The organism is Arthrobacter sp. M71 S08, from assembly GCF_059089725.1.
The window spans coordinates 292,993-311,354 of record NZ_JBNHEY010000001.1 but is presented as its reverse complement, the minus strand read 5'-3'; the positions used below and the strand labels follow the sequence as shown (position 1 = coordinate 311,354).

16 protein-coding genes are annotated in these 18,362 nt (G+C 62.3%); 7 read left to right on the top strand and 9 right to left on the bottom strand.

All coding sequences use genetic code 11. From position 1 onward, the window contains the following. Positions 1-338 precede the first annotated feature (338 nt). From AC5RTB_RS01470 to AC5RTB_RS01455, 4 genes are all read right to left on the bottom strand, one after another. Positions 339-2,747, bottom strand: coding sequence for a glycoside hydrolase family 95 protein (locus AC5RTB_RS01470; RefSeq protein ID WP_494059296.1), 2,409 nt, complete (start codon positions 2,745-2,747; stop codon positions 339-341). Further along, positions 2,747-3,655, bottom strand: a complete 909-nt coding sequence (locus AC5RTB_RS01465) for a carbohydrate ABC transporter permease (RefSeq protein ID WP_494059295.1) — start codon at positions 3,653-3,655, stop codon at positions 2,747-2,749. Before AC5RTB_RS01465 ends, AC5RTB_RS01470 begins: the two co-directional genes overlap by 1 nt. After that, positions 3,652-4,578, bottom strand: coding sequence for a carbohydrate ABC transporter permease (locus tag AC5RTB_RS01460; protein WP_494059294.1), 927 nt, complete (start codon positions 4,576-4,578; stop codon positions 3,652-3,654). The genes AC5RTB_RS01465 and AC5RTB_RS01460 overlap by 4 nt, the downstream gene beginning before the upstream one ends. 79 nt (positions 4,579-4,657) lie before the next feature. Then, the gene (locus AC5RTB_RS01455; RefSeq protein WP_494059293.1) at positions 4,658-5,926 is read right to left on the bottom strand and encodes an ABC transporter substrate-binding protein; all 1,269 of its coding nucleotides are present in this window, start codon (positions 5,924-5,926) and stop codon (positions 4,658-4,660) included. A 205-nt stretch (positions 5,927-6,131) separates the two neighbouring features. Here AC5RTB_RS01455 and AC5RTB_RS01450 point away from each other — a divergent pair, with 205 nt between their 5' ends. After that, complete coding sequence (locus AC5RTB_RS01450) at positions 6,132-7,175, top strand: LacI family DNA-binding transcriptional regulator (protein WP_494059292.1); 1,044 nt, start codon at positions 6,132-6,134, stop codon at positions 7,173-7,175. Between the two features lie 313 nt (positions 7,176-7,488). Next, entirely contained in the window at positions 7,489-7,977 is a 489-nt protein-coding gene (locus AC5RTB_RS01445) for a Wadjet anti-phage system protein JetD domain-containing protein (RefSeq protein WP_494059291.1), read from the top strand. Between the two features lie 76 nt (positions 7,978-8,053). On the opposite strand, the gene AC5RTB_RS01440 is transcribed toward AC5RTB_RS01445, so the two are convergent. Further along, a complete protein-coding gene (locus tag AC5RTB_RS01440) occupies positions 8,054-9,106 on the bottom strand; it encodes a tartrate dehydrogenase (RefSeq protein ID WP_494059290.1) in 1,053 nt (350 codons plus the stop codon). Positions 9,107-9,205: 99 nt separating this feature from the next. Further along, positions 9,206-10,900: a ribonuclease J gene (locus AC5RTB_RS01435; RefSeq protein WP_494059289.1), complete on the bottom strand. Its 1,695-nt coding sequence runs from the start codon at positions 10,898-10,900 to the stop codon at positions 9,206-9,208. A 266-nt stretch (positions 10,901-11,166) separates the two neighbouring features. Here AC5RTB_RS01435 and AC5RTB_RS01430 point away from each other — a divergent pair, with 266 nt between their 5' ends. From AC5RTB_RS01430 to AC5RTB_RS01415, 4 genes are all read left to right on the top strand, one after another. Continuing rightward, on the top strand, positions 11,167-11,958 hold the full coding sequence (locus tag AC5RTB_RS01430) for a YsnF/AvaK domain-containing protein (RefSeq protein ID WP_494059288.1): 792 nt from the start codon (positions 11,167-11,169) through the stop codon (positions 11,956-11,958). A gap of 46 nt (positions 11,959-12,004) precedes the next feature. Beyond that, positions 12,005-12,646, top strand: coding sequence for a hypothetical protein (locus AC5RTB_RS01425; RefSeq protein ID WP_494059287.1), 642 nt, complete (start codon positions 12,005-12,007; stop codon positions 12,644-12,646). A gap of 203 nt (positions 12,647-12,849) precedes the next feature. Then, positions 12,850-14,406 carry an alanine/glycine:cation symporter family protein gene (locus AC5RTB_RS01420; protein ID WP_494059286.1) on the top strand — a complete coding sequence of 519 codons (1,557 nt, stop codon included), beginning with the start codon at positions 12,850-12,852 and terminating at the stop codon, positions 14,404-14,406. A 21-nt stretch (positions 14,407-14,427) separates the two neighbouring features. Next, positions 14,428-15,177, top strand: coding sequence for an HNH endonuclease (locus tag AC5RTB_RS01415; RefSeq protein WP_494059285.1), 750 nt, complete (start codon positions 14,428-14,430; stop codon positions 15,175-15,177). A gap of 13 nt (positions 15,178-15,190) precedes the next feature. Here the strand turns inward: AC5RTB_RS01415 and AC5RTB_RS01410 are convergent, their stop codons facing one another. The 3 genes from AC5RTB_RS01410 to AC5RTB_RS01400 form a co-directional block, all read right to left on the bottom strand. Beyond that, a complete protein-coding gene (locus AC5RTB_RS01410; RefSeq protein ID WP_494059284.1) occupies positions 15,191-16,492 on the bottom strand; it encodes a glycosyltransferase in 1,302 nt (433 codons plus the stop codon). Positions 16,493-16,558: 66 nt separating this feature from the next. Further along, positions 16,559-16,894, bottom strand: a complete 336-nt coding sequence (locus tag AC5RTB_RS01405; protein WP_494059283.1) for a nuclear transport factor 2 family protein — start codon at positions 16,892-16,894, stop codon at positions 16,559-16,561. A gap of 84 nt (positions 16,895-16,978) precedes the next feature. Further along, on the bottom strand, positions 16,979-17,761 hold the full coding sequence (locus AC5RTB_RS01400) for a class I SAM-dependent methyltransferase (protein ID WP_494059282.1): 783 nt from the start codon (positions 17,759-17,761) through the stop codon (positions 16,979-16,981). Between the two features lie 126 nt (positions 17,762-17,887). On the opposite strand from AC5RTB_RS01400, the gene AC5RTB_RS01395 reads away from it, so the two are divergent. Further along, positions 17,888-18,286: a nuclear transport factor 2 family protein gene (locus AC5RTB_RS01395; protein ID WP_494059281.1), complete on the top strand. Its 399-nt coding sequence runs from the start codon at positions 17,888-17,890 to the stop codon at positions 18,284-18,286. The last annotated feature ends 76 nt before the right edge of the window (positions 18,287-18,362 follow it).

Below are 18,362 nucleotides of genomic sequence, written 5' to 3'. Positions count from 1 at the left end.
TCCAGATGCGATCGCACCCTATGCTACTAGGGGTGAACCGCCCGCCGAGAGCTGACCTTTCGGTATACCCGTCCAGTGACGGGCCACACGGAAGAGTGAGTTGCGCCTTTCAAGCCATGTGTTGCAATGTCTCGAAGGAGGGCTATCAGGTCCCAGTTACGAGCACGCGAACCGACCCTCTACCCAAGCCGGGGCGAATCACACTGTCGGAAAAATGCTTGCTCAGGTTAACGGTCCCTTTTCAGAGCGGACCACGCCCCGGGTACCGCCACCCGAGTACACCTCTTTTCGAACTGTGCACTCTGCTTGGGCGGAACTCAGGCAGCGACTCCCCGCCTTCAGCTGACCCAGCTATTCTCGAACATTCCGGCTTCGACGGTCACGGCTTCGTCGCCCACGTGCACAAGGATCTCGGCGCCGTTGAGGCGAACGCGATGGGGCCCCTTCGCGTGGTTCACTAGAGCGCGCATTCTGACACTCACGAGACTCGCATTCCCGTGGTCGTCCGCGCACCAGACCAGGTCGATCTCCAGTCCCGGTCGCGCACGCAGGCCTCGTACGCTTCCCGTTGCGAGTTCGCGGGGCACTGCTGGAAGGAGGTCAATAGCGGCGCCATGGCTTTGTATTAGGCATTCAGTCAGGGCCGCCGCATAGCCGAAGTTCGCGTCGATTTGGAAGGGTGGGTGCGCGGTGAAGAGGTTGGGATAGAGTCCGCCGACCCACGGGCCCCTGTCGATTCCCATGTCGCGGAACAGCAGGCGAAGTAAATCGCTCACACGATCCGGTTGCGCTAATCGTGCCCGCAACGCGATCTTCCACGCTAATGACCAGCCTGTTGACTCGTCGCCGCGCTCGTCTAGACTGCGCGATGCTGCTACCGCAAGTTCGGGCGTCACTGGACGATCGCCTGGATGGAGGAAGTAGAGATGCATCATATGGCGGTGGGTGGGATCGGGAAAATCGACGTCGTCGATCCACTCTTTAACGTGGCCACTCGACCCGATAGACACGCCCGGTATGCGAGGGCGGGCCGCCCGGGCTCGAGAGACAACCGCATCATCCTGCAACCCGAGACGGTCGGCCATTGCGCAAACAATGTCGAGCAGATCACCGATAGCGACGAGGTCGTAACTCGACGATCGGCCAGCGGAGACGGGTTGCCCGTCTGCGCTCAGGAACTGATTTTCCGGTGATGTGGAGGGCACCGTACCAAGGGTTCCATCCGGCTCCTCCCTCAACCAAGCAAGAGCAAACTCTGCCGCCGAACGAGTCGGCGCCCATGCACGATCGCGGATGAAGGCGTCATCTGCTCCATGGCGAATGTGCTCCCAGTAATGTCGAACCAGCCATGGCCCGGCGAGGGGCCAGAACGCCCACTTTGGATCGTGCTGGCCGCCACCGACGGGCAACGGATATGCCCAGATGTCGGAGTTGTGGTGCGCGGCCCACCCAGGAGCCGCGTAGAGTTCGCGCGCGACGCGACGCCCTGTTCGAGACAGAGCTTCAATCAGGTCGAACAACGGCGGTAGGCATTCAGTCAGATTGGTCGACTCGGCAAGCCAGTAGTTCATCTGCAAGTTGATGTTGGTCGTGTAGTTCGAACTCCACGCAGGCTGCAGGGATTCATTCCAAATACCCTGTAGGTTGGCCGGAGTGCCGCCTGGCCGCGAGCTTGCGAGCAAGAGGTAACGGCCGTAGTGGAAGAGATCTGCAGCCAGAGCTGGGTCTGCTGCCAACGGGCCGCCGGGGTGCCGATTTCCCTCAAGGATGCGCTCATCGAGGGGCGATGTCGGCGCGTTGCCGAGATCGATTTCCACCCGCCCATAAAGTGTGCTGTGTGTGTCGCTGTGGTCGGCAAGCAACGATTCAGGGTTGCAACGAGCCGCTTCGTTCACGCGCTTCGAAGCGCCCTCGAATGCGTCACTGGCCGTACCGACTGGCGTTGTCGCGAGACCGGCAAAGGTGGTCTCCGTTGCGAGGATTATCGATATTGTCGATGCCCCTCGCACTCGGAGCGCGCCCGGCATCGCGACGGTTGCGTTTCCGTTGTGCTGCACTCGAAAGACGGCTGACCCCTGCAACGAAAGCACATCATCTTCGTATCTCACCGGGTCACCGGATCCGTCATGCACGGGCACCACATCGGTCGGCATGCGCAGTAGCAATGCGCCGCCGTCGCGCAGGGAACGCGATTCGAGAACGTGGAGCAGGCTCGTAAGACCAATTTCGACTTCGGCAATCGGTCTCTCGGACTCGATAGTGTGCACCAGCACACCCGCCGGCGCACTGATATAACTGCGCATACGCGCAGTGGAACCGTCGATCTGGCACGAGGTGGTGTGAACTGCGGTCTGGAGGTCGAGGGTTCGGCGATACTCCTCGATCAGAGCGGAAGCTCCGTGGACCGCGTCTTCGGGCCGGATGCTCACGGTGAGATCGACGAATGGAAGAAAGCTTTGACTGTGGCGATGCTGAATCTTCCGAAGGGCCGTATCGGCCGCGGTATGGTCGCCGCGTCCGATCCTAGCGCGTGCTTCCAGGAGTGCCGCCGCCGCGACCTCACTGGAAATCTGCGGTTCTGCAAACTCGCTGTCGGGGCTTCCCGACCACGCGGTGCCATTGTTAATCTGAAGGCGCTCTTCGAGAGGGTGGCCGAAGACCATAGCACCGGTGTGGCCATTGCCCAGCGGAAGCGCCTCGGTCCAGGTGGCCGCAGGTCGATCGAACCAAAGTGAATGCTGCGTCATCAGTCCTTGGTGCTCCCGCTCCCGAGTCCGTTCACGATGAAGCGCAGGCCGAAAAGCACAAACAAGACGGCCGGCACTGCGAGGAGGACGAGGCTGGCATTGTATCTCCCGAAGTCCTCCGCGCTTCGGCCGAGAGCATTTGAAAAGGTCGCGACGGCCTGCGCGGCTGTTGTCAGGTCGGGATCGGTGAAGAGCATCGAGGGCCACAGGAAGTCCTGCAACGACCAAATCATGCAAAGCACAGTCAGGTTCGCGATTGCGGGACGAGCCATTGGAAGGAAGACACTCCAGAACAAACGGAGGTGCCCCGCTCCGTCGATCCGCGCGGCCTCAAACAGCGAGTCGGATATCGTGCGGCCATAGTTACGCAACAACAACACAGCGAACGGCACAGTGAGAACCGCTTCAGGCAGCGCTACACCCAGGTATGTGTTGAAGAGGCCCATTTGATCAGTGATATGGAAAACAGGGACGAGCAGCGCGGTGCCCGGCACCGCGAGAAAGAGGATAACGAGTGCGAAAGTCAGCTCGCGGCCGCCAAACTGGATCTTCGAGAACGCGTACCCTGCTGTGGTGCCGATGGCGATCACGAGGGTTGCATGGAGCAGGCCGATGATGAGCGAGTTGAGGTAGGTAGTGAGGATCGGCACGGTCCCCGACTCCCCGGTGAAGAGCGTTGTGTAGTTCTCGATGCCGGAGCCCTCGAACGACTTCGTCACCATCGCGTATAGCGGGAACGCGAAGATCAGCCCCATCAGGATCAATATTGCGTATATGGCAATGCGGTCACCGCTCTGGGTGATTACCATCCGCAGGGGGTTATCGTCGCCGGTGCGCTGCTTTCGAGGGCCGGAGGCGCGCTGCTTCCGAGGAGGACGGAGGGTAGGCGGAGTAATCGTGGTAGTCATCGCTCATCCTTCCGAGTACGAGTGAGATACATCTGCAGGATCGAAATGGTGAACGCGATCAGAAGTACCACGATCGACGCCGCGGCAACGAAGCCAATGGTTTGTCCGCCGGAGTTGGTGTAACCGTAGAGATAAGTGCCGACAATCTCAGTCCGAGCCCCCGGACCACCGCCGGTGGAGAACAACACTTGTTCGAGCGCTCTGAATGAACCGAGCAACAGGGCGAGGATTACCGTCACGTGGGTGGCCTTCATCATTGGATAGATGATGGAGCGCATAATGCGGAAGGTTCCCGCTCCGTCCAGCAGTGCTGCCTCCAGCGCCGATGTGGGCAGTGCAGATAGATCCGCGGTGTAGTACATGATCGGTAAGCCGATCAAATAGCAGAAGATGAGGATTACAGCGGTGTAGGCGAGGTTCGGAGAGGTCAACCAAGGTTGAGCAAGTTCACCGAGGCCCACTGCACGCAGTGTCTCGTTGAGGATGCCAAATCTTTCCTGAAGCATCGTCCCGAAGATGGTGGCCACAAGTGAGAGCGGCATCAGTGCTGGCATGAGGAAGAGCAGGTAGAACACCTTGCGGCCGCGGATGCCGGTCGCAAGGGAAACAGCAATAAAGAAGGCAAAGGTTAGGGAGGCGACAATGCTAACGGCCGCAAACACGAGGTTATTTACAACCGCCTGCCCGAACACTGGGTCGGTAAAGACGAGCCTGAAGTTCTCGAGACCGATCTCGACGGGACGAGTGAGAGCGATACCCACTCTCTGCAAACTCGTTTGCCCCAAGAAGACGATGCTGTACAGGTAGTAGACGAGATAAAGAGCGAACAACGGGCTGAGGAAGAGGAGCGCAGCCTTCCACTCGCCCCGCCGTCGACGCTGCTGGGACCGTTTGCCTACGACCCATTCTTTGGTCTTACTCATGACTTACCCTTCAGATCGATTCGGTCCGTGTGGGGACGACGCGACGACACTACGCCCTCGCCCCCACCATCAGGGGGAGCTAAAAGTTGCCGCGCTCGAGCTCTTCTTGGTCGGCGTCCGCAGCTTCTTCCGCGGTCATCTGACCAAACAGCACCTGCTTAACGTTGGCGCCGACTGTGTCGGAGAACGCTCCAAGGTTGTTGCGGTCGCTCGAAGGATTGTTGATGAGGTCGACCAGCAAGTCGTAGCTTTGCTGCTGCAACTCGGTCGTCAGCACGCCCTCAGGCATTTCGTACCCCTCGAGCGCGGGCACTCCCTTCAGCGTGGTGGCGTACTCGTCGACGCCCGCGCCAATCGACATGAATTCGATAAACTGTGCGGCCGCTTCCTGCTTCGACGATTCTGCCGGAATTCCAACCATGACATCGAGGAAGGACCTAAGCGAAGCATCGCTGGTGGCGTCGGCAGGGAATGGGACCAGGCCGTAGTTTCCAGTGAGAATGCGGGTTGCCTCCCAAGTTCCGTTGAAAACGACCGCGGCACGGCCCTCGTCGAAAGCGGACATTGCGCTTGCGTAGTCGAGGTCGAGGGTGTCGGAATTGAATACACCAGTATCGAAAAGCTCTTTGTATTCTTCGAGCGCCGTCACGTACGAGTCAGTGTTCCATTTTCCATCGTCGTAGCGAACCGAGTTGTAGAAGTCGGGATCATCCTGACCGACCATCGTCAAGACGATTTCGTCCTGGAACCAGCCCTCCGACGGCATGACCACGGGAAGCAGATCGCTGTCCTGAGCTTCGATGGCGGCACTAAGCTCAGCAAAGCCTTCACGGGTGACCGGCGGCTCGACGCCCAGCTCGGCGATAATATCAGCGTTGTAAATGCCGACAGCAGACCCCGTCGAATAGACCGGTACAGCCATCAGGTTACCGTCTCGAAACAGGCGCGACGCCTGATCAACGGACTGCTCGGTGAAGCTTTCCACGATGTCCGCATTTGGCCAATCGGCGACTGGAAGGAGATAATCCTCGATCTCGCTTGCCCACGCGCCCGGCTGAACTGTGAGAACGTCGATGGCCTCTCCGGCGCGAAGCGATTGCGCGACTTTCGGCTTGAAGTCAGTTTGGGACAACTCTGTGTAATCGACCTTGATGGTAGGGTTATCGGCCTCGAAGGCTGCGATCATCGGTTCGACAACAGCGCTGCCGGGCGCACCGTCCCAGCCCCAGTATGCGATGGTCGTGACATCTGCGTCATCGCCGTCGTCTGCGGTACTTGCGCAGCCGGATAGCACCAGGACGCCAAGGGCCACGGCGGCGAATCCACCACCAAGTCTGGAGAACTTCATCCTTCACTCCTTCGTGTAATTGAGCAACACCGTGTTCGATGGGTTCAACGGCGCCGTAGTGTTGTTGTCCGCAGATCAGTCGAGGACTCCGTACCACCCAAATGTTATCGATAAAGCGAAGGTTGTCAATCGTTCTGGGCGGCGGATATTATCGATAACGTCCAGCAGAGCGTAGACATAATCCTCAGGTAAGGGAAGGTCGGGTGTGGCGTCTCGCGAATTGACAGAGGGAAAGCCCGCGACTATCTACGACGTTGCGCGGGTCGCTGGGGTGTCCCATCAGACAGTGTCGCGCCTGCTCCGCGGCTATGACGGCATACGTCCTGCCACCCGCGAAAAGGTGGAAAATGCTCTGGCCACGCTCGATTACCGCCGTAACGTCGCCGCGCAAAATCTTCGCCTCGGCCGCACGGGCATGATCTCGCTGGTGATCCCCAGCTTGAACCAGCAGTATTTTGCGGAGCTGGCACAGGCAGTGATCGTCGCCGGCCGAGAAGTAGGCGTAACCGTGCTGGTCGAAACGACGGGGGGCGACCGCGCTGAGGAGTTATCCCTGCTCGCCGGGACCCGGGAGCACCTCGTCGACGGAGTGCTTTTCGCCCCTTCGACGATTACTCCTCAAGATCTGGATGAACGGACCGGTCACTTTCCGATTGTGCTGCTCGGGGATCGGGTGCACCATCCCAACTACGACCACGTAGTCGCCGCCAACTTAGAAGGAGCTCGGGCAGCGACGGAGCACTTGCTCAGCTTGGGTCGCACACGAATCGCGGCGATAGGCGTCGAGCCACCGGGGAGCGAAGGCGCAGCGGGACTGCGGTTTGAAGGCTATAAGAGCGCACTTGCAAATGCCAACGTTCCGTTCGATTCAGCCTTAGCTTTGGACGGGCGAGGGTGGCTCCGCAATGACGGCGTGCACGCGATCGAAGCTGCTCTCGCTTCAGGCCTGCGGTTCGACTCAGTGTTCGGGTTCAATGACGCGCTTGCGCTCGGTGCCCTGCGGGGGCTTTACAACGCAGGCATCTCAGTGCCCGGAGATGTCTTGGTGATTGGGTTCGACGACACGCAGGATGGCCGTTTTTCCACACCTAGCCTGTCGACCATCGCTCCTGAGATGGACACAATCGCTCGTACCGCAATCGATGTGTTGATGAGCGCCATCCGTTCAAGAGGGCGAAGAGTGGAGCACAGAGAACTGCAGGCGGGCTTTCATCTCGTTGCGAGGGAAAGCACCCTCGGCAGGAATTAGGGTGGGTCTCCTATTGGGGATACGCGGTAGAGTAAACGATTACGAAGATAGTGGATCACGCTGGAGCTCACGCTCAAGGGGACCCGTGCGTTCGGCAACGGCGAGGTTCCGCTCCACTACTCACGCGACGGCGGTTAAGAACGACACAGAAGTAGGGCGGGGGTCGGATGGCCCGCGCCCTACTTCTGTGTCACGCCCTCGCCAGCATTCGCAGAAGTACTAGTCGAAGACCGGCTCGCCCTCGCGGGCGAGCCTCCAGTTCTTCTCAAAGAAGTCCGACGGATCGATAGTGCCCTGTGCGATCAGGTGGCCCATGACATCGGTAAGCGTTGCGGGATCGACCGGGCGCCGGGCACTGTCTGGTGAAGTACCTGGCCGAGTACTCGAGGTAGTCCTTGATCTGCGCACCAGTCATCCCGACGCCGAAAAGGGTGTTCGGGAAGAGAGGATGTTCGGGAAGACGTACAGGCCCGTCATGTCACGGATGGTCACGGGAGCCTCAGGGATGACGGCGGCCCGCAGATGCGGTTCACCAGACGCGGGGAGGAACCTGCCCTTCCCTGCCCTGTACTGTACGACGTTTTCGACGATCCTGGTGGCTCTGGAAACGCTGGAAGCTTATCGCAATCTGTGGGTGGAAGAGCCAGCGCCGTCAACCGGGATCTTCAGTCATCTCGTGCCTGATGAATGGCAGGTCTTGGAGGAACTCCGGCGCCGCGGCAGCGTCCGTCTGGAACAGGAGCGGATCGAGTGGAGCCACGCATTGGGCGGCTGCTGGCCTGTTCTTGACTCGGGCCTGTGATGACCAGCGAGGATCTGGTCCGGGTGGTCCAATCTGATCCCTCTTGCGCGGCCGCGACGGCGCCTAGGGCTGCCGCCTAGGACAGGCGGGCGAGCACCTCGGCGGCGAACTCCGCCGTGGTTGCGGAACCCTTTAGGTCCGGCGTCGCGGTGCCGTCCGCGAGTGTGCCCTCGAACGCCGAGGTCAGGGAGCGGGCGGCGTCGGCCTCGCCGAGGTGGTCGAGCATCATCGCCGCCGCCCACAGAGCGCCGACCGGGTTCGCGATCCCCTTGCCCGCGATGTCCGGAGCGGAGCCGTGCACGGGCTCGAACATCGACGGGTGCCGCCGCTCGGGGTTCAGGTTGGCGCTGGGCGCAATGCCGATGGATCCGGCAACGCCCGCCACGAGGTCGGAGAGGATGTCCCCGAACAGGTTCGACGCGACGATGGTCCGGATGCTCGTCGGCTTCATCACCACCCGGGCGGCCAGCGCATCGATGAGCACCTTTTCGACGACGACGCCGGGGAACTCCTTGACCGTCTCGGCCACCACTTCATCCCAGAACGGCATGGTGTGGATGATGCCGTTGGACTTCGTCGCGGAGACAAGCCGCCCGCCGCGTTCGGTGGCCGCGTTCGCGGCGTAGCGCGCCGCCCGAGCGATACCGCGCCGGGTGAAGACGCTCTCCTGGACCGCGAACTCGCCGTCGGTTCCGGTGCCGAACCTGCCGCCGATCTGGGAGTACTCGCCTTCGACGTTCTCGCGCACTACCACGATGTCCAGGTCCTCGATGCCGGGCATGGCACCGACGACGCCAGGCAGCAGCCGCATGGGACGGAGGTTGATGTACTGATCGAACTCCCTGCGGATGGGGATGAGCAGTCCCCAGAGCGTGACGTCGTCGGGCACGTCCGGGGTTCCGACCGCGCCGAGGTAGATGCCGTCGCCGTCGCTGAGCTGTTCGATTCCGTCGACGGGCATCATGCGGCCCGTTGTACGGTAGAGGTCGCTGTTCCAGTCGCGGACCCGCCACTGGACCTCGAAGCCATAGATCCTGGCGACGGCGTCGACACACTGCATCGCGACGTCGGTGACGTCGACGCCAATGCCGTCGCCAGGAATCGAATCGATGACGTAACTGCGGCTCATGTGCATCCAATCGTTCGAACGTATTGGAAGAGCATATGCCGATCAGAACGGCAGGGTTCAGGCGGGCCGCCCCAACGAATCAGGCGGCACCGTCCGAACTCAGGCGTCGACGATGATGACCGTGACCACGGGCTTCCGGCGCAGCGACCGGTCGGACCAGCGGACCAGTCCGTCAGCGATGGCGCGTTCCGCATCCGGACCGGTCTTTTCGCCCTTGATCCCGGCGAGAGTCTTCTCGACGATGTCGGTCGCCTTGTCCAGCTCGCCGTCCTTCGGGGCCCAGCCCACGGGGAAGAACTCGGGGTCCTCCTCCAGCTTGCCGGTGTCCGGGTTGACGATGGCCAGCACGGTGAGCGCACCGTCCTCCGCGAGGCGGATGCGGTCCTGCAGGGACTCCTCGGTCGCGGCGCCGGCCACCATGTTCTCGACGTACACGTAGTCCGCGGTGACCTTGCCGGAGACGCGCGCTACGCCATCCTTGAGGTCGATGGTGGTGCCGTCCTCGACAACAAGGGTGTTCTTCGGCTCCACACCGGTCCGGATAGCCAGCTCGGCGTTCGCCTTCAGGTGGCGGTGCTCACCGTGTACCGGCATGACGTTGCGGGGACGCACGAGGTTGTAGCAGTAGACGAGCTCGCCGGCACTGGCGTGACCGGACACGTGGACCTTCGCGTTGCCCTTGTGCACCACGTTGGCGCCGAGCTTGGTGAGGTCGTTGATGAGCCGGTAGATGGAGGTCTCGTTGCCCGGAATCAGCGAGCTGGCCAGCAGCACTGTGTCGCCCTGGGTCAGGTCGATCATGTGGTCCTGGCTCGCCATGCGTGCCAGTGCAGCCATCGGTTCGCCCTGCGATCCGGTGCAGATGATGACGGCCTTCTTCGGATCCATCTTGTCGAGTTCCTTGAAGTCCACCAGCAGGCCGCGCGGCACCGTCAGGTACCCGAGTTCGCGCGCAGTCTTCATGTTCCGGACCATGGAGCGGCCCACGAAAGCCACCTTCCGGCCGTACAGGTGCGCGGCATCGATGACCTGCTGGATGCGGTGGATGTGGCTGGCGAAGCTGGAGACGATGATCCGGCGCGGGGCAGTGCGGAGCACCTCGTCGATGGCCGGCGCGAGGTCCTGCTCGGAGATCTGGAAGCCGGGGACGTCGGCGTTGGTGGAGTCGGGCAGGAAGAGGTCCACGCCCTCCTCGCCGAGGCGGGCGAAGCCGGCCAGGTCGGTGATCCGGCCGTCCAGCGGGAACTGGTCCATCTTGAAGTCACCCGTGGCCAGGACGAGTCCGGCGGGGGTGCGGATGGCCATCGCGAGACCGTCCGGGATGGAGTGGTTCACCGCAAGGAATTCGAGGTCGAAGGGCCCGAACTTCTTTCGGTCACCCTCCTTCACCTGCACGGTCTTGGCGGTGATGCGGTGTTCCTGCAGTTTGGTCTTGATGAAGGCCAGCGTCAGACGCGCGGAGATGATGGGGATATCGGCCCGCTCGCGGAGCAGGTAGGGCACAGCGCCGATGTGGTCCTCGTGCCCGTGGGTCAACACCAGGCCGACGATGTCATCGAGGCGGTCCCGCAGGTAGGAGAAGTCCGGGAGGATCAGGTCCACCCCCGGGTGGTGTTCCTCCGGGAAGAGGACCCCGCAGTCCATGATCAGCAACTTGCCGCCGAACTCGAACACGGTCATGTTGCGGCCGATTTCCTCGAGGCCACCCAGCGCAACGATGCGCATGGCACCCCTGTCCAGCTTGGGAGGTGTCTGGCCTGCTCGTCCTGAGGAGTGGCGTGAAGTCCTGGTCATGGGATCCGATCTCTATGTCGGGCGCGAACCCGGAGCTCAAATACCGGCGGTAAGGTGCTTCGTGGCGTGGACGCCCTGCTGGGGCCGGCAGCCCGCGCTGAATCAGCGCCGGCGGGACGGCATTACTTTGTACCGACTTTATCAGTACGCGATCAGAAGCCGACGACGGCGGAGGCTTGTCCCAGTCATCCTCCGGAAAGACACTCCGGCCATTTGTAAGGTAGCCTAGTAATCAGCATGCTTGCTATCTCACGAAGGAGAACATCATGATTTCCCAGGACCACATTTCCCAGATCCTCGAATCCGGCGGCAAAGTCATCGATAACGACGGCAGCAGCGTCGGCTCGGTCGGCCAGATCTACGTCGATGATCACACCGGCAGCCCCACCTGGGCCACCGTCAATACCGGCTTCTTCGGCACGAACGAGTCCTTCGCGCCGCTCGAGGGCGCAACGCTTGAGGGCAACGACGTCCGCGTCGGATACTCCAAGGCCAAGATCAAGGACGCACCCAACGTTGCTCCCGACGGTCACTTGAGCGGGCAGGAAGAGGCCGAGCTCTACCGCTACTACGGCCTCTCAACCGGCAACTACGACACCGCCGATTACACCGCCGGAACCACCGGTAACTACGAGTCCGACCGCGCCACCGTCGGCCACGACACCTCCGGCCCGACCACCGACGATGCAATGACCCGCTCGGAAGAGCAGCTCCGCGTAGGAACCGAACGCCGCGAAGCCGGACGTGCCCGACTGCGCAAGTTCATCGTCACGGAGAACGTCACCAAGACGGTCCCGGTCCAGCGCGAAGAGGTCCGCATCGAGCGTGAACCGATCACCGACGCCAACCGGGATGAAGCCCTCGCCGGCCCCGCCATCAGCGAGGAAGAGCACGAGGTCGTCCTCCACGAGGAGCGCCCCGTCATCGAGAAGGAAACCGTACCTGTCGAGCGGGTCCGCCTGGACAAGGAAACCGTCACCGAGCAGCAGACTGTCACCGAGGAAGTCCGCAAGGAGCAGATCGACACTGACGACGTCGAAGTCCGCAAGGGACGCTAACAATCGCTCCCCATCGCTCGCACGAAGACAGACCTCAGGAGAGACCATGAGCACCAGCGCAGGATCCGCCCGTAGCGGATCAGACGGTATCGACCGGGACACCACCCGGCGCACCGACATCGACCGGGACCAGCAGGACCACCTGCTGGAACGCGAAAAGGAAGAGTTCGGCGGCATCAAGATCGGCTCGGCCTTCTTCGGTTGGCTCACCGCCACCGGAACCGGCGTGCTGTTGACCGCACTGGCCGCAGCACTTGGCGCAGTCATCGGCAATGCAACCAACACGAACGTGGCGGGCGAAGCCACGCAGGACCCGCAAACCGCCGGAATCATCGGCGCGATCATCCTGGCCGTGATCCTCTTCCTCGCCTACTTCTGCGGCGGTTACGTCGCCGGGCGAATGGCTCGCTTCAACGGTATGAAGCAGGGCATCGCCGTGTGGGTGTGGGCGATCGTTATCGCGATTATCGTCGGCATCCTCGGTGCGATCGCAGGCGACCAGTTCAACATTCTCGCTCAGCTCAACACGTTCCCGCAGATCCCCAACGCGGAGAACCTGACCACGGCGGGCATCATTTCCGCGATCATTGCTGCGGTCGTAGCCCTCGTCGGAGCGATCCTCGGCGGGCTGGCCGGTATGCGCTTCCACCGCAAGGTCGACAAGGCCAACCTCGTCGACAACCGGTAACCCTCAAGCTCCAGCTTGCCTTCGGCCCACCTCCTTCCCAGGAGGTGGGCCGATTGCGTGTGTGGGAAATCCCCGAATGGACGAACACCAGTGCTTTGTGAGAACCTTCACAGGTTTTGGTGTGGTGCCCGCCACTTACGTCCACCGACGACGGCGGCACCCACCGCATCATTCACGCTCTTTCCTGGAGGGATCCCACACTCATGAGCGGTGTTTTGTCAGCTATCAATGGTGTTATCTGGAGCGACTGGCTCGTCTATCTCTGCCTCGCGACCGGCGTCTACTTCTCCGTCCGTTCGCGTTTCCTGCAGGTGCGGCACGTCAAGGGAATGATTCAGCAACTGGTTCGGGGTGAGCAGTCCCCCTCGGGCGTCTCCTCGTTCCAGGCTCTCGCTATGTCCCTGTCCGGCCGTGTCGGCACCGGCAACATCGCAGGCGTCGCCACCGCGATTGCCTTCGGCGGGCCCGGCGCCCTGTTCTGGATGTGGGTGGTCGCCTTCCTGGGCGCATCGACGTCATTCATCGAGTCGACCCTCGGCCAGATCTACAAGACCCGCGACCCGCTGACCGGCGAGTACCGCGGCGGCCCGGCCTACTACTTCTCCCGAGCGTTCGCCCACACCAGGGGCGCCGGCTTCTTCAAGGTCTACGGGTACGTCTTCGCCGCCGTGACCGTTCTGGCCGCCGGCGTTCTGATGCCGGGCGTACAGGCCAACTCGATGGCCACCGCAATTGGCGGCGCCTGGACCATCCCGCCGTTGGTCGTTGCCGTCGGCTCCGTCATCGCTCTGGCGTTTGTGATCATCGGCGGCGTGAAGCGTATCGCCAGTGTGGCGGCATTCGTCGTGCCATTCATGGCCGTCGGCTACATCGTCCTTGCCCTGATTGTCGTGTTCATCAATGCCGCCCAGCTGCCGGAGATCATCGCGCTGGTGTTCCGCAGCGCCGTTGGCATGGACTCGGCTCTCGGTGCCGTCATCGGCCTGGCCGTGATGTGGGGCGTGAAGCGCGGGGTCTACTCGAACGAGGCCGGCCAGGGAACGGGTCCGCACGCCGCGGCCGCCGCCGAGGTGTCGCACCCGGCAAAGCAGGGCCTGGTGCAGGCCTTCGCGGTCTACATCGACACGCTGTTCGTATGCTCAGCTACCGGTTTCCTGATCCTCTCGACCGGCGCCTACCGCGTCTTCTCCGGAGGCACCGAGGACGGGGCGGTCCTCGTCGAGGGCGGTCTGCTGTCGGCCACCGCCACTGTAGGGCCGCAGTTCGTGCAGACCGGGTTCGACTCCGTGTTCCCCGGTTTCGGCGCCGCGTTCATCGCGATCACGCTTATCTTCTTCTGCCTGACCACGGTCATCGCCTACTACTACATGGCGGAGACCAACCTGCGCTTCCTCGTGGGCAACTATTCGAACACCATGATCCCGGGCGTCCGTGCCAGCGTGGGCCGCGTGAGCACCATGGCCCTGCAGGTGGCGATCCTCATTGCCGTCGCCTACGGCTGCGTGAACACCGCCGCCGACGCGTGGGCGATGGGCGACATCGGCGTGGGCCTCATGGCCTGGCTGAACATCATTGGCATCCTGATCCTGCAGAAGCCCGCTTTCAAGGCGCTCAAGGACTTCGAGGCGCAGAAGAAGCTCGGCCTCGACCCGGTGTTCGACCCGAGGCCCCTCGGCATCACCGGGGCCACCTTCTGGGAGTCCTATGAGCCGACCCGCCGGGAGAAGGACGACCGCGAGAAGGAATCCGCGCGGAGCTAGTCGTGTTTACCGTGCGCCGTGATGGTTTTCGCGGCGCACGGTAACGGTTCGGCTGGAACTTGGCCGTGGTGTCAAGGCGTCGGAGGTGGCGCGCGGCGGGGTGAGCGAGAATTGATGGCTTCGGTCCCACTTAGTGCTCTAATTATTGCTGTCGATCTATGGGGGAGATTACGAAATGCATGGCGCGGAGCAGTGAGCGAGCTAGGTCGTATCTATTGGTCGAGAAAGCTCCTGAAGCTGAGTTACTTGGTCGTCGTTCTCTGGCTCGGCGGGTCTATCGTCAGCCCCCTCCTCAGCAGCTCGTTTGTTTCCCCGCCTCCCTCCGGTGCTTCGGGAGTCTCCGCGGCATCGGATGTTCTGCTTTCCCTCGGTCAGCAAGTGCTCGCGGCAGTTTCGACCCCTGCCCTCATCCTGCTGGCGCTTGGGATTACTGCGGCGATCATTACCTCGCGCGATGCCCGACGTCGCGATCCAGTTCGGCGCTTCACGAAGCAGCAGCGGCGTGAAGGCATGGCTCGAGCAGGCGGACAATGTGAGTTGGGCGTAGGTCCGCGCCGGTGTTCACGAGCGGCTGAGCACGGGGACCACTTCTATCCGTGGTCGAAGGGTGGGTCGACTAGCCTTCAGAACTTCGTCGCGGCGTGCAGCACATGCAACCGTTCCAAGGGAGCCCGAATCCCCTCGCCAAGTGCGCAGCGAAGGATTAAACGACGGCGCCTTGCGGCTGGTCTCGATTCCTCGGAAGCACTTGTAGGCCAACGCTCGTCGTGACCCGCAGCCGGCGTCACCGCGTTGGCTGAACTTCCTTCTCCACCAGGTCCACCAGCGCATCGACTCCGCGCGACGCCTTGATCGCCTTGCCGATCCGGCCCGCAGCCTCCCGGTAGGAAGGATCGGCGAGGACCTTGCGCACGGCCTTGGCGACGTCGTCGGGCTTGGCACGGTTGGTGCGCAGATTGATACCGGCACCTGACCACGCGACGCGGGCACACACCTCCGTCTTCTCCTCGCTCTGGCCGGCCACCACCAGCGGCACACCGTGCCGCAGAGCGAACTGCACTCCCCCATAACCGCCGTTGGTCACGAGGACGCTGGTCTTCGGGAGGAGCTCGTCGTACGGGAGGTAGGAAGAGACCCGGACGTTGTCGGGCAGCGGTCCGGTGAGTGTGTCTTCGGGGCGGCCACCGGTGCTGACGACGACGAGAACGTCGTCGTTCGCGAGGCCGTCAATGGTGGGGCGGATGAGGTAGTTATATTCGCGGTTGGCGACTGTGCCCTGGGTGACGTGGATGACGGGACGGCCCGCGTCTAGATCGTCCCACCACTCGGGCAGCGCCACGTCTTCCGAGTCCTTGCCGCCGCCCTGCGAAACCGGGCCGACGAAGTGAACATTGTCCGGGAGGTCTGAACGCGGGTACTCGAACTCGGGGACGGTGAACTGAGCGAGAATGTCGGCCCGGCGCGGCCAGTCCATGAAGAAACCGGGGAAACCCTTGCGTGTCACGCTGCGTGCCACTTCGTTCGCGTACTTCTGCACCGGCCCGAAGATCACCTTCTCGGTCACCCCCTTCATTGCGCGGTTGCGGATGCGACCAATGGGTCCGGGCATCGGTCGGATACCGAGCCCGAAGGGGGCGGTATCGCGGCTGGCGAGGGTGAGAGGCGTGATGCCGCAGCTCACGATAGCCGGGCGGTTAGCTCGCGGAGTGTTGAGCATCAGGGCAGCACCCATGAAAAGGGGATCCGAAACCACAGCGTCGGTGGGCGTAGCACCAAGGGCCGACTGGACGGCGTCGTACTGGGCTTTACCCGGGCGCATGAAGATGTTGGTGAGGTCGTACCGGATGCCTTTCGGGCCCTTGAGGCCAACGCGGCCGGGGAATTCCTCGTCGGGGTTGGTGTCATCGAAGTCGGCTTCGACCGGCAGCGGGAGAAACGCCGCTCCGGCGGCGGCGACGCGGGAAGCGTAGCGCTGACCGGTGAGGAAACGGACGGTGTGGCCGCGGTTCACCAACCCGGTAGCGACCGCGAGCATCGGGACGACGTGCCCGGTGACGGGGCAGGAACAAACAAGTACCGAGGCCATGACGGACTCCTAAAGAAGTGGGTGCGTTCCATACCAGTAATCACCCGGCCCCTTGGGAATTTCTGATTATACGGCTCCCCCGAAATACACCTCGACTTCGCGGACCAGTCCGTCCTGCACCCGGGTGGCTTCGACGTTACGGTAGGTGCGTCCGGCGACGTTGTACTCGTACCGGTGAAGCACGACACTGCCAACCTCGACGATCTGCAGGGTTGTAGGCGGTGAATCGAAGTGGTCAGCCGTTGGGAAACACCGCTCCAGCCAGGTGTCTCGATCGAGGTGGTCATCCTGCGGGCTGGTGAAGGTGAAGTCGTCCGACGTCAGCGACAGAGCGAGACCGGCGTCCTGTTCGCGGAAAGCACGAATGAATTCGAGAACGGTCTCCTGCGGCGAAAGAGTCATACGCCGATCTTGTTCCCGGTAACCCCGCCTGTCCAGTCCTACCGACAACGCCAAGCTCTGATTGGTTCTGTCCCGAGGTCAGGATCAGGCCTTCGCGAGCACGATTGGCTGGTAGTAGCCGCTCACGTCAGGCATGAGCCATTCGACTGCGGTGAAACCGGCCCCGATCAGCAGGTTTTCAAGATCCGTGCGTTGCAGAGCTCGGTAACGCGTCGTACCTGAGCGAGCTCGCCATAATCCGGCCGCGTCTTCGCTGAAGATGAACAACTCGATGTCGACGTACGCCGCATCCAGCGACCACCGCCAAGCCTGACCTGACCCATGCCGTGACCGGACTTCCCCGTGGACCGAAATCGGCACCCCATCGGGCCGAGTGCGTTTCAACGCGTCATAGTCGCGAAGGGAGACGAGCAACAGCCCGCCCGGTCGCAGGCACGCACGGACACTGCGCAAGCCACGTTCCAGGTCCTCGTCATTCAGCAGGTGCGGTAGCGCGTTGTCGCAGGAAATGACCACGTCAAAGCTCCCTTTGACGTGGTCACGGACGTCGCGGATGTCGCAGAACCCGAAATCGACGTCGATTCCCCGCGCGGCCGCCTCCGCCCGGGCACGATCGACTGCCACATGGCTGACGTCGGTGGCTGTCACGGAATATCCCAGCGATGCCAGCGGCAGGGCCTGGGTGCCGATGCCGCACGTGCAATCCAACAGAGGCCCCGCGATGATCCCCCGCTGCGCGAGAATGTCAGCTATCACTCGCCCATGCCACTGAGCCGCCGACCACCAGTTATCGAAGAGCAGATGATACTCAGACGCGAGGGTGTCGTAGAACTCTTCCGGGGTAGCCATACCTGTGAGACCTCGCATTCTCAATGTGCCTTGCCTGGTTTGCGTTTCATCATTTAGCCTCAGTCGTCACGTGGCAATGCAGATATGAGACCTAACCCGGCCGGGACCTCGCAGTGGCTGCGGTGCTCGGAGCATACTGGTGGCATGAGCGACCGTGCCGATTTCCTGAACTGGGTGAAGACCGAGCTGCACGACGCCGAACTCGCTATGCACAATGGCGATGCCGGCCCGCGCAGGGCGCTCTGGTCGCGCAACGAACCCGTGAGTGTCCTGGGCGCGTGGCGCAATGCCTTCGGACAGCAGGAACTAACCGAATTGTTCACCGGCCTTGCCCAGCAGTTCTCCGACTGCAACTCGTACAGATTCGAGTTGCTCGCCTACGACGTCGTGGGTGACATGGCATACACAGCGGGATTGGAACATACTTCAGCCTCGGTCGACGGCGAACCTCGCAGCTATGTGCTCCGGGTAACGCAGATTTATCGACGCGAGGACGGTGCCTGGAAGGTCGCCCACCGGCACGGCGACACGGTAACCGGCTGATGGCGGCAAACAGTCGCGGGCTTCACCCGGTAGCAACATAAGGGCAGCAGCACCACCATAGAATCCTTCCGGTGCG